8 protein-coding genes and 1 tRNA gene are annotated in these 12,958 nt (G+C 39.8%); 4 read left to right on the top strand and 5 right to left on the bottom strand.

All coding sequences use genetic code 11. The features are described 5' to 3' along the window. Window positions 1-104: 104 nt before the first annotated feature. On the bottom strand, window positions 105-3,116 hold the full coding sequence (locus tag DW121_RS07585) for a glycosyl hydrolase 115 family protein (RefSeq protein WP_233555786.1): 3,012 nt from the start codon (window positions 3,114-3,116) through the stop codon (window positions 105-107). Between the two features lie 279 nt (window positions 3,117-3,395). Between DW121_RS07585 and DW121_RS07580 the strand changes: the two genes are divergently transcribed. Next, window positions 3,396-7,391: a hybrid sensor histidine kinase/response regulator transcription factor gene (locus DW121_RS07580; protein WP_233555785.1), complete on the top strand. Its 3,996-nt coding sequence runs from the start codon at window positions 3,396-3,398 to the stop codon at window positions 7,389-7,391. A 65-nt stretch (window positions 7,392-7,456) separates the two neighbouring features. Here DW121_RS07580 and DW121_RS07575 read toward each other — a convergent pair whose 3' ends face one another. Further along, window positions 7,457-8,335, bottom strand: a complete 879-nt coding sequence (locus tag DW121_RS07575) for a PfkB family carbohydrate kinase (RefSeq protein WP_117713254.1) — start codon at window positions 8,333-8,335, stop codon at window positions 7,457-7,459. Window positions 8,336-8,603: 268 nt separating this feature from the next. Here DW121_RS07575 and DW121_RS07570 point away from each other — a divergent pair, with 268 nt between their 5' ends. Continuing rightward, window positions 8,604-9,122 carry a hypothetical protein gene (locus DW121_RS07570; protein WP_117713255.1) on the top strand — a complete coding sequence of 173 codons (519 nt, stop codon included), beginning with the start codon at window positions 8,604-8,606 and terminating at the stop codon, window positions 9,120-9,122. A 15-nt stretch (window positions 9,123-9,137) separates the two neighbouring features. Here the strand turns inward: DW121_RS07570 and DW121_RS07565 are convergent, their stop codons facing one another. Together DW121_RS07565 and DW121_RS07560 are read right to left on the bottom strand one after the other, a co-directional pair. Further along, window positions 9,138-10,034: a helix-turn-helix domain-containing protein gene (locus tag DW121_RS07565; RefSeq protein WP_118323434.1), complete on the bottom strand. Its 897-nt coding sequence runs from the start codon at window positions 10,032-10,034 to the stop codon at window positions 9,138-9,140. Window positions 10,035-10,052: 18 nt separating this feature from the next. Then, window positions 10,053-10,952, bottom strand: a complete 900-nt coding sequence (locus DW121_RS07560) for a helix-turn-helix domain-containing protein (RefSeq protein WP_117713257.1) — start codon at window positions 10,950-10,952, stop codon at window positions 10,053-10,055. A gap of 201 nt (window positions 10,953-11,153) precedes the next feature. Here DW121_RS07560 and DW121_RS15520 point away from each other — a divergent pair, with 201 nt between their 5' ends. Continuing rightward, window positions 11,154-11,378: a hypothetical protein gene (locus DW121_RS15520; protein ID WP_147399668.1), complete on the top strand. Its 225-nt coding sequence runs from the start codon at window positions 11,154-11,156 to the stop codon at window positions 11,376-11,378. Between the two features lie 252 nt (window positions 11,379-11,630). Here DW121_RS15520 and DW121_RS07555 read toward each other — a convergent pair. After that, window positions 11,631-11,704 (bottom strand) — tRNA-Asp (locus DW121_RS07555). 393 nt (window positions 11,705-12,097) lie between these two features. Here DW121_RS07555 and purU point away from each other — a divergent pair. Further along, window positions 12,098-12,955: a formyltetrahydrofolate deformylase gene (purU, locus tag DW121_RS07550; protein WP_004289958.1), complete on the top strand. Its 858-nt coding sequence runs from the start codon at window positions 12,098-12,100 to the stop codon at window positions 12,953-12,955. The last annotated feature ends 3 nt before the right edge of the window (window positions 12,956-12,958 follow it).

The raw sequence follows: 12,958 nt of genomic DNA, 5'->3' as shown, positions 1-12,958 counted from the left end.
ATAGGAACTATTCCTGAAAAATAATCTAATCCGGCTAAGAGTCAGAGGCCATAGCTGCCTGATTCTTAACCGGATTGAGATAAAAAGTGAGATATATTTATATGTTAGTTATTTGTGCTTTCCATAGTTGCAGCGTTGTGTTGCTTGGACGGTGCTCCGAAGTAGCTTGGACGGTTGTTATCGGGATTCACCACTATTTTCTCCAACACAACTTCCGGATCAACCATATAGACTTTCAGTGTATGGAATCCGGGTTTGTCCACCTCTAATTCAACATCCAACCAGCGCATATTATCAAACACTTCATTTCTTAGATTCTTACCTTTCCCGCTTAAAGCTAAAGTACTTCTTTCCGGAAGTGGCTTCAATACTTTAGACAATGCAAGATTCTTTGGGTTGTACTCTCCAAATGTATCAACAAAGCCTTTTCGCGCGTCCAATACTACGGGCTTCTTTCCGTCTATACCTATCGCTATGCGGAGACCGCGTGCCGGATTTACATCCTGTGTAGGCAAAATTCCCAAAGCGATTGTGGTTTTTCCTGCTGAAGGCAGATATACTTTGTATTCCAGCCGGGCGGCACTCTTGTGTGCCAGAGTACTTGATGCTGTTGCCGGTACTATTCCCATATTGCCTTTTTCCCTGCCTAAATCCGGAATAAAGCTCCACTTAGCTTGTCTGCCCGGAATATTGGCATTATAAGCGTATGCCGGTATGGAGAATTCCGAGTCGGACAATGTACCAAAGAAAGCTTCTTTACTGTCGGGGACCGTTCCGTTGACAATAGGTACTTTTACTTCTGCCTTATGTTTTCCACAAACTATTTCTACCACTCCTTCTGTTGTGCCTTGTGGTGCTTTGGACCAATCGATAGAGATATTCATACGATTTTCTTTGGCTACTTTGCCTTTTGTCTTATCTACTTTTATCCATGGTTGAGAGGTAAGGACTGTATATTCAAATTCTCCTACTCCCCGGTTGAAAACCTCTACATAATATGTCTGATTGTTCAGAGCATCAAATACCGGTAATGAAAGGTGTTCAGTCATTAGTGGCCAAGCTGCTTCACTTCCCTCTACCGCGATTCCCGGAGTTGGTATCCCAAGTGGATTGATTATTGATAACTCCGGCAATTCATTGTTTTCGGGCATATACCATTTCGTATAGCCGATATGTTTGTCTGACATCATGTGTTTCCATTTTCCATCGGCTGTTTCATTGTTGTAACGATTGCTTAGATACCAGTCAAGATTGAATAGTTCTTTCGCGCGTGCGGCATAATCGTTGGCGCTGATGCGTCCTTGTTTCGCATACAAACGATTTTTTCCGACAGACAGATATATTTCAGCTACTCCGGCAGATGCTTTCACCGGGTAGAGTACCAGTTGATAATAGGCATCCTTAGCCTCAGGAGAGAGTTTATGTTCCAATTCTTCTGCTTTTGCTGTCAGCTCTTTCCAAGCAGCCAATATACGGTCAGCTTCATGATAGTTGACAACACTGAAAACATCGGGGAGTTGTACCTCGGCTTTGCGCAATAAATTATACTTGGTATATTTGGATACGATATCGGCTATATCTTTGGCATATTCAGTGCCAAATATACTTTGTGCCCACTCTATCATATAATCACCTGTTTTCTCTGCCGATATAGCTTCCGGATTCCATGCGTAACGCATGATGAAATCGATGGGAAGCTCTTTAGGCTTGATATCACCCACATTGATGACCCACAGGTCATCAATGCTTGATTGATAGGCTAAATGGAGTTGTTCGCGTAATTTGGGAACAGTGGTAGTGGTGACCCAACGGTCATTCCATGGTCCACCGTTCATGTCTATATGGTAGTAAAGTCCCATTCCTCCTTTACGTTTCTTTTCTTTGTCAGGGCCTGTACGCCGGATATATCCCCAATTGTTGTCACAGAAAAGTAACATCACATCATCGGGAACTGTAAAGCCTGCGTCATAATAGCGTTGTACTTCAGTAAAGATTGCCCACAATTGAGGTATTTCTGACGGCTCTTTACCATAGACTTCCTTCAATGTCTGACGTTGGCCTTCTATGACTTTTTTCAAAACTTGCATATTAGCTTCATCACCTTCTTCACTCATCGCAACGTCTCCGTCACCTCGCATACCGATGGTTACCACATTCTCAAACTCTTTATTCCGTTCCATACCTTCACGGAAAAAGTTGTCTAACCGTTCTTTGTTTGTTTTATAATCCCAAGGACCAACTTCTCCTTTTCTTCGGGTGTATTCTTTGTGGGCACGCATCATTGGTTCGTGATGTGATGTTCCCATAACAATTCCATATTCGTCAGCAAGAACCGGGTTCATCGGATCATCCTCGTTGAATGCACTTGCCCACATGGCAGGCCAAAAGAAATTGGCTTTCAAACGCAACAGCAGTTCAAAAAGATGGACGTACATTTTGGAATTGACTCCGCCAAACTTTTCAGTAGCCCAGTTGCCAAACGAGGGCCACTCGTCGTTAATAAAAATACCCCGGTATTTTACTTTAGGTTCTCCTGATTCATAATACCCGGATTTTACATAGGCCGACTGGCGTTTCTGTATAGGAGCGTCTGCCCACCAATACCATGGTGAAACGCCTAATTGTTGTGACAGTTCATAGATACCATATATAGTACCTCGCTTATCACTCCCGGCAATGATCAAGCCCTGTCGGATACCGGGTTTAGGATTATCGACGGTTGTTATTATAAAGCTTTCCCATTTCCCTTTCAGATTCCGAGGCTTTATCTTGCCTGAAGTTACAAGCTCATCTATTACCTTACTCTTTCCTAAAGTTCCGATCATAATTTCATATTTCCCTAAAGGACCGTTAGCAGATGTGTTTATTTTTACATCAGTAACACGTTCGATATCCTTTTGCAAATCGCTGATAGCGCGGATTACCCCTTTGTAGTCATCTGCATCATAACGGATTATCGCACTTCTTTGCTGGGTGTCTACTACTGGAAAATCTTTGGTATCAGTAGCACAATCGTAGATAATGGGAGGGATAACATTCATTGTTTGTTGTGCATTGAGTGATGCAGCACATACAAACAAGAAAAATATTCCTTCAAAAAAAAGTTTTCTTTTCATAAGTAGTTTATTTATCAATAATTAAAAGATTCTTGCCAGAATTCAGCTTATCGGTGTTTTTATGTTTTTTGTTACATAGCAAAGATAGGGTACATAAAATAAAGTCGGGTTAACGGATATACTTTATTCATTAGTTCTTATAACTATGCATATATTTATGTACTATATTCATTCATTTTTGTCACATGATACAAAAAAACAGTAAATGGTTCCTTTTCTTTTATCTAAAAAAAGGTGTTTCTTTGGGAAAAGGCATAACTTTGTAGTGAGAAAAAGGCTATGGAAACTATGATTAAAAATCAACTGATATTTTTACTGTTCAGCATTGCACAATCGGTATTTGCACAAAATGCACTCTTTTATGATAAAGAAACAATAGGTAGTCAATGTATAAATGCATTATGTCAAGACCGGAATAACTATTTATGGATTGGGACAAGAGACGGACTTCGTAGATTTGACGGTTCGCAATTTGTGTCTTATTATCATGCTAAACAGGACTCTACTTCATTGGCTGATAATGAGATTCACTCTTTATATATTGATGATGAGAATCATCTTTGGATTGGTACTGCCAACGGATTGCAGCGTTACTTTCCTGAAAAAGATAATTTTCAGACAGTCACTCTTCATACTATGAGGACAAAGGGGAGAATTACCAGTATTTTCCAACGGAATAGCGGGGAAATTTTATGTAATGTATCTGATGCAGGTATTTTTTCTGTCAATCCCCAAACAATGACAGCTTATCCTTTGATCACTGAAAGTAAGTTTTTTCATCCGCCTTATGTAGTTTGTGGCTTTGAAGACAGTCGGCAACAGCTTTGGTTAGGAACTGACCGACAAGGAGTAGTTCGTGTTGACTCTGCCGGACAGAAAGAGAAGCTATATCCGCTAAAGAACATAGTTGTACGAAATATACTGGAAGATCGGGATAAAAGACTTATCATTGCCACTGCGCAAACTGTATTTCTTTGGGATAGAGAGAGCGATAACCTTGTGCCGCTTTCATATTCTGGAAAAAAGAAAGATATTCGTTTTCATTCAGCTACACTTACGGATGATGGGGATATCATGTTGGGCACCTACGGGCAAGGGGTTGTGTGTATAAAACAAGGGGAAGAAAAGATTACGGATATAGATGGAATTTACAATCCGTTTATAAATGTCAATCAGACTAAGGTCAACACTGTTTTTGAGGATAGGCAACGAAATTTATGGGTTGGATGTTTATATCAAGGCCTCCTTATGTTGCCGCATCATCCAATGCATTTTTCTTTCTGGAACCAGCCAATTATGTTGTCTGATATACCGGGCTGGATTAATGCACTTTATTGTGATAGAGCAAATACGGTTTGGTGTTCTGTAGAGGATAATGGCATTTACCAATTGGATTGTAACGGAAATATCGTTAGACACATTCATACGGCCGGAGATGTCTTTTCAATGTTTGAAGATAGCGATGGCGTTTTTTGGGTAGGAATCAATGGGAAAGGATTGTACTCATTAAATCGGACCAATGGAGATTTGGAGTTAAAATATCCGTTGCAAGGAGATTTCAGTATAAGATGCATTACAGAGGATAAGCATAAAAATCTGTATGTAGCTATCTTAGGAGAGGGGCTTTTACGCTATCATTTACCTACCGGAAAGTATCAGCTACTTTCAAGAAAGAATCCGATTGGGGGTGAAAGTAATATTACGAACTATTGGATTATTTCTGTTTTATGTGATTCGGAAGATAGAGTATGGTTGGGACACTTTGGAAATATAAGTTGTTATGATGTTCGAAACGAAAGGTTTCTTGACCTGCCTTTTGATCCGGAAATAAAATCCGGTTCGTTCTATACCATTCTCGAAGGAAAAGATCACAATATTTGGATGGGAACTAAAAATGGGCTGATTTGCTATGTTCCGGAAACGAATCAATATTCGGTTATCACTACCGAACAGGGGCTTCCGGATAATATAATTTGTGGATTAGTACAGGACAAACACGGCAATTTGTGGTGTAGTACTACGAAAGGAATTTGTCATGTGCTTTTAACCGATAAACAAGTCGTAAATTATTATACCGGGAACGGGTTGCAAGAAAAAGTATATTTAGAGGGACGATATGCCCAAAGTCAGGACGGGAAGATTTATTTTGGAGGTGGTAAGGGAATCACAGGCTTTAATCCTGATGACATTCAACTAACTAGACCGGATAGTCCACCCGTTATCACTGATATGTACATTCGAGATCAGAAGGTGACCATGCAGACACGTTCGGGAAAGAAACCGGTTATTACCGAAGAACTGATTCATGCCAACTGTTTCAATCTCTCTTATATGGATAATACTTTTGCTTTTATGGTGTCGACCATGGACTTTCGTGATGCCGGAAATATTCTTTATGAATATCGGCTTGAGGAGTTTAGTGAGAATTGGAATAAAACACAACCCGGAGAAAGCCGGATACAATATCATCACTTGGAGCCGGGAGATTATACTTTTGAAGTACGTGCCTGTGAAAATGGACTTTATTCGCCCATCAGGTCAGTACAGATTCATATAACTCCACCTTGGTATCTAAGTGTGAGTGCCAAAGTTATTTATGTTTTATTGGTAATGGGGGCCGGCTATTTATTGTATATCGTTTACAGGCGAAAACAGTGGGAGGAGATTAGCGAAATGAAGTTACAGTTCTTTATCAACATTGCTCACGAAATACGTTCGCCGCTTACTCTTATTGTCAGTCCATTGGAAAGGTTGCAGTCAATGCAGTGTAGTCCCGATGTCAATAGAATGTTAGCAACAATCAGGTATAATACTAATCGTATTCTGAGTCTTATTAATCAATTGCTTGATGTCCGGAAAATAGATAAGGGCCAGATGCGTATATGCTGTGAAGAAATAGATATGCAGCGCTTTGTCAATAATTGCCTTTATATGTTTGAGGAGCAGGCACGTCTGAAAGAGATTCGTTTGGAGGCAAAATTCCCGGAAATGCTTCCGTATGTATGGATTGATCCGAATAATTTCGACAAGGTGCTAATTAATTTGCTTTCAAATGCTCTTAAGTATACACCGGAAAAAGGTACTGTCTGTGTAGGGGTAAATATAGGAACTAATCTGAAAGAGACAGGTCCTTTGTGTCAATATATGGAAATCTCTGTTTCAGATACGGGTAAGGGAGTGAACGAAAAAGAACTGAAAAAAATCTTCGACCGTTTTTATCAAGGTGATATGAACCATACTACAAACTCTTTAGGCTTTGGGATTGGATTGAATTTATGCCGACTACTGGTGAAACTACATCATGGCATTATCTTCGCTGAAAACAGGAAAGATACTCAAGGCAGTCGTTTTGTGGTACATATACCTTTAGGAAACAAGCATTTAAAAAAGGAAGAAATGGTAAAAGAAAAGATAAATTCCATTTCGTATAATAGAATGGTAAATCAATATCTTCCTAATCTTCCGGTTCAGAAAACAGTAAAATATAGGAAAACAAATTATTGTGTTTTGGTAATTGATGATGATGATGAATTGCGAAACTTTCTAAAAGAAAATTTGGAGGCATATTACCATGTAGATACAGCTGTAGACGGAACAGAAGGGTGGAAAAAGGCGATTACCCAACAGCCGGACCTCATTATTTCAGATGTCATCATGCCCAACATGGATGGTATACAACTGTTGAAGGAACTGAAAAAGAATGCCAACACTAATCACATTCCTATAATTTTGCTAACTTCACAAGCTGAATTTGCTCACCGGATTGAGGGGTTGACACAAGGAGCGGACGGATATTTATGTAAGCCTTTTAATGTAGAAGAATTAGTGGCGCTTATGACTAATTTAATTGCTAACCGTATGCGGTTAAAAGGAAAATACTCGGGTAGCCAGGCTCAAGAGGGGAAAATAACATCTGTTGAATTACAAGGAAACGATGAAGTGTTAATGGAACGTATTATGAAGATTATCAATGAAAATTTGAGTAATGCGGAACTTAATGTAGAGATGCTTGCACAGAAAACAGGAATTAGCCGTACCCATCTGCATCGGCGTATGAAAGAGATGGCAGGAACCACCCCCAGCGATTTCATTCGTAATCTACGTCTTCAGCAAGCAGCTATTTTACTGAAGAATAAAGATCTCTCAATAACTCAAATAGCTTATGCTGTGGGATTCACCAGCCAAACTCATTTTTCGAGCGCTTTCAAAAAGATGTATGGCCTTTCTCCTATGGAATATGCTCAACCCAATAAGAACAAGGATGTGCATACTTAGAAATGAGTATAAGGCCGGTTGCTTTTGCAGAACAGATATGTATGTTCTGCAAAAGCAACCGGTTTTTAAACAAGATTGATTATCCTTTTGATTTCCGGCTCTGTTCCGCAGAATGGCCCGTGCGTTTGCAGCTTGATAGTGCACATGGCAGCGGCAAAGCAACCGGCTTCCTGATAGGATGCGCCTTTGTTGCGCATATACAGATATCCCACCATATAGGTATCTCCGCAGCCTGTGGCATCTACTATTTGCAGGGCGGAATAGGCGGGTATTTCATAGAACTGTCCTTTGGCATATATCAGCGAACCTTTGTCTCCCAATGTCAGCAATATTTCTTTTACTCCCCAATCTGCAATGAGCAGTGCGGCTTCGTGGGGATCCTTGCATCCGGTAAGGACTTCCATTTCGGTTTCGTTGGCTTTTAATATATGGATATATTTCAAAGCCTCTTTCTTTTCAGACCAATCTACGGGCAGTACTTTTTCATTATCCACTTTACGAAGAAAACCTTGAACATCTACTGACAGCATTCCTTTGCCAGACAAATATTTGATGACCTCCAATGAAAAGTCATCAGCCAACAGGCTACCTAAATGAATAATCCGGGCGTTGACATCCTGCAAGCCTTCCATTGTAAACGGGTCGGCCTTTGCCGTAACGCGTTGTGTACGTTCGTTCTGATTTTCTCCATATATATTTTCAAAACAGACAGAATGAGCACTGGGCAGAGTCTTTACTTCAATGCCCTCTTTCTGTATCTCTTCCACGATGCCCATATCTGAGGCCGCCAATGCTGTAACCAATAAAAAGCCATTTGGATTGAGATGCTTAATGGCATGTGCAAAATAAAAAGAAGTACCGCCCGGCATATATATCGTGTTCTTGGTGGTAACTATCTTGTCTTGTGTGATATAACCGATACAGCATAAATCGTGTACACTCATTGTTCCCTGTTGTTTTTATTCGTTTATTTATTTGTAATTTGCCGCAAAGGTAGTGATTTATTGAGAAAAATAGTAATATTGACAACAACATCCGTAGTCTGTTTTCAAAAAGATATTCCGGCGTTCCTCGTAATAATGCTTAATTATTTATATTTCTTGCCTGAAACTATGAAAATAATGGATTTTAGTTGTTTTTTATACGGATTTTTATTAAATTGGAACGTTGTAATTGGGGGTATTAATAAGTCCTGACCCACAGGCGAAGAATATGAGAATACAATTTGAAATCAGAGAAAAACTATCAGAAATCATTGATGAGATTCTGAATTGTGAGAGATGGACGACTGTTGTAAAGGAGGATATTTCCGGGCGGAAAGTGGTTGTGATTCGTGACCAAAGTTATGATTCGGAAGCATCAATTGAAATTTACGCACGTGAAGTTTGTATTAGAACAGCGTGGTCCAGTTACAAGTATCGTATATTTGTAATGGGAGATAATGTATGGTGTGAATATAATGGAGCTTATCGCGGTTTGTTGGAGCAGCGGCTGTTGCCTACCATTACTCCCAAAGAGAGTCTTTTGGATTATGAGGTACTTGACAGCTCATTGTATGGTAGTGAGAGGAAAAAGTTGAGGGAATATGCAGAAGATAATGTAAAACTGAAACAATTCCGCCGTGAGAATTTTAAGGAAGACAGGACAGGGGTTGCTCCGTTCGATCATCCGAAGAAAGTGTATGATGAGTTTATTAAAGAAGACTATATCAGTCCTGTGCAGAAGGAATAATCAGTAGGAGAACGATTAGTTCTGTCTGTATTTGTATTCCGCCGGAGTCATGCCTGTTATCTTTTTGAACAGACAGGTGAAATATTGTGCGTTTGCATAGCCCAGCTTCTTGGCTACCATACAAGTTGTATTGTCTTTACATTGCAAGAGTTTCTTGGCAATATTCAGGCGCATTAGCTGAAAATATTCGTGAAGACTTTTTCCGGTTTCAAATTTCAGCAAATCACTGAAATAGTTGGGAGACAAGTGGAGAGCATTGGCGCAAAATTCATCTGTTGGTAAAACACCGTCTTCCAGCCTGCCGGACAGGATGTACTTGTTCAGTAGTAAATTGGTTTTATGCAGAATTATTTTGTTGGCTTCACAACGGGTAATGAATTGGCGTTCGTTGAAGCGTGTACAATAATCCAGCAGTAATTCTATATAGCGTGCAATCAGAGTCTTGCTGTGACAATCTATGGGATGTTGCAGCTCTTCTTCGATATTGCAGATACAGTTTACGATTTTTATCTTCTCGCGCAGTGAAAGATGCAGTGATTCATTCAGATTGTAGAAAAAGAAAGAGTAGTCTTTGATGTGGTCTTCCAATGCGGTAGACGCTATCAGGTCCGGATGGAATGCCAATAACCACCCTTTCTGTGTTAGTACATTACTTATATCCAGTTTAATGGATTCTCCCGGCGTACGGAATATCATCGAAGCATTGGAGTAATCATAGTATTTGCGTCCGTATGTAAAGTCTCCGGCTTCTCCTTCTACCAGAATAATTGTATAGAAATCGCATCTGATAGTGTGTTGTTCCAAGTTGGCTTTGGATAAGTCGATGACACTCACCAGCGGGTGCAATGTCTTATACCCCATACAACAATTACATTGATGTACAGTCTCTATATTTAGTATTTTGCTTTTCATTAAGACAGTCTTGTATCCTTATATTTGCAACTTTCTGTACTCACCGGGCGTATATCCTACATTCTTCTTGAATATGCGGTTGAAGTGCTGTGAGTATTGGAATCCCAGCTCATAGGCAATTTGGCTGACAGTCTTTTCTGTTCCTGCAATCATTTCTTTGGCCAAATCAATCATTTTGGTCTGGATGTATTCTTGCGCGCTTTTTCCGGTTTCTTTCTTTATAAGATCGCCAAAATAGTTGGGAGACAGGAATACCTTGTCTGCAAAATACTTTACAGAAGGAAGTCCGTTTGTCTGTGGCTTGTCACTTTGGAAATAGTCATCAAGCAAGGCTTCGAATTTGACCAATACATTCTTGTTGTTTTCGGAACGGGTGATGAACTGTCTTTCATAAAAACGCATACAGTAATCTAACAGCAGTTCGATGTTTCGTGAAATCAGACGTTTACTATGTTTATCTATCGGATGCTGAAGTTCCATTTTTATTTTTTCAAGGCAGTCCATAAAAATTCCTTTTTCTTCTTCGGATAAATGTAGGGCTTCGGCTGAGGCATAAGAGAAGAATGAATAATGTTTGATGTCCTGTCCTAAAGAAGTTCCTTTAATCAAATCGGGGTGGAACAGAAGACCATGAGCACTTGGTTTCACTCCTTGCTGCATCTCTGTTTCAACAACCTGTCCCGGAGCAAAACTGGTGACAGTCCCTTCTTGATAATCATACACCTGTCTGCCGTAACGAATATCTCCACATTTTATGTTTTTCAGAAAGAGTGCATACACTCCATAGTTCATCGTGAAATGCGTTGGAAATCTGGTAGCTTCCGATAGGTTTATCACACTCACCAACGGATGTAATGTTTCGAGCCCGAAGAACTGGTTGTATTCATCTACTGTGTCCAGCTTAATAACTTCTTTCATAAGGTATCATTATTTAGTCCTGCACAAATGTAAAGAATAAATTTATAGGTAGTATGCCACTTTGTAGAGAATCAGTAAATAGGTTACAAATGTCCGTAATAACAATCCAAACCTATCACTATTTGTGCAAGAAGTATTCAGCCGTCAAAGAGCTGTTTTGATGTATATCATAATCCGTTTTGATATACATTAAAACGGATTATGATATACATCAAAACAGGGAATATGCTTGGATTCCAGTTTGCACCTGTACCCCTTCCACCCTTCCAAAGCCTCCTGTTTATACGGGATAGCGGGTGGAACCCCGTATCACAGACTACACATCCCGGTAATCCCAATGACGCATCTCAGCTTCCCAAACCTCACACCTCAGCTCCCTTAACCACGGGCATTTGTCCTGCAAACCACAGGCATTTGAGGAGCTGAGGTGTGAGGTTTGGGAAGCTGAGATGCGTCATTGGGGAAGTAAAAAGCGGGTTCCACCCGCTATCCCGTATAAACAGGAGGTTTCGGAAGGGTGGAAGGGGAGTGGCATGAGACTGTATTATTACATTAAACAAAATCCCTGCAAATTTTCTACTGCTCCCTGTTCCGCTACTTTTGGGTGTGGGGTTGGAGAAAAAAAAGTCCTAAAGTATTGTACTTTAAGACTTTTCTTTATTTTACTTCATAAGAAAGCGGTGCGTACGGGACTCGAACCCGTGACCCCATGCGTGACAGGCATGTATTCTAACCAACTGAACTAACGCACCAGAATTTCATTCTTTCATCGCTATCTCTCTCGATTGCGGTTGCAAAGGTAGGCGTTTTTTTTGAATCTGCAATAGCTGTGATAAACTTTTTTTTGAGAGCTTTGGATTGTGCTTGTTTTATGTCCTCATATTGAGAATATTGTAAAAAATGGAGATACTTTGATTTAACAACTATTTAGGAAAATGCTTGTATAGTGTTTAGGTAACATTTAGGTAGTATTTAGGTAGCATTTAGCTTTCAGATAGAATCCTATTTCTAGAGAAAACGAAACTTTTTATACCGAGTTTTAAACTTCTTGCTCGAAAAGTTCGTTATTTTGCAATAAATCGTTATTTTTGCGAACTCAAAACAAGAATGTTGTAATTAGAAAACGATAAAAAATAGATTTTAGGATGATGAAAACAGCCAAACTGTTACTTCACTGTCCCGATAAACCGGGTATTTTGGCAGAAGTAACGGACTTTATAACGGTGAATAAGGGTAATATTATCTATTTGGATCAATATGTAGACCATGTGGAGAATATCTTTTTCATGCGTATCGAGTGGGAATTGGAAAATTTCCTGGTTCCTCAAGAAAAGATAGAGGATTATTTTGAAACATTGTATGCGCAGAAGTATGGAATGAGTTTCCGCCTTTACTTTTCAGATGCAAAACCGCGTATGGCCATCTTCGTATCGAAGATGTCTCACTGTTTGTTCGATTTGCTGGCACGCTATACGGCGGGCGAGTGGAATGTGGAGATACCTCTTATAATAAGTAATCATCCCGACTTGCAGCATGTAGCGGAACGTTTTGGAATACCTTTTCATCTGTTTCCTATCACTAAGGAGACTAAGGAAGAACAGGAGAAGAAAGAAATGGAATTGCTTGCCAAACACAAGGTAAACTTTATAGTGCTGGCGCGTTATATGCAGGTTATCTCCGAGAAGATGATAAACGCTTATCCCAATCGTATTATTAATATTCACCATTCTTTCCTTCCGGCATTTGTAGGGGCAAAGCCTTATCATGCGGCTTTTGAGCGTGGTGTAAAGATTATCGGTGCCACCAGCCATTATGTAACTACGGAGTTGGATGCAGGTCCCATCATCGAGCAGGATGTAGTACGTATCACACATAAGGATACAGTGCAGGATTTAGTGAATAAAGGTAAGGATTTGGAAAAAATAGTCCTGTCTCGTGCCGTTCAGAAACATATTGAACGTAAGGTATTGGCATACAAAAATAAGACCGTAATATTTAATTAGTAG

The organism is Bacteroides sp. AM10-21B (assembly GCF_003472565.1).
GTDB classification, from domain to species: domain Bacteria; phylum Bacteroidota; class Bacteroidia; order Bacteroidales; family Bacteroidaceae; genus Bacteroides; species Bacteroides propionicigenes.
This window is presented reverse-complemented; position numbering and strand designations above follow the sequence as displayed.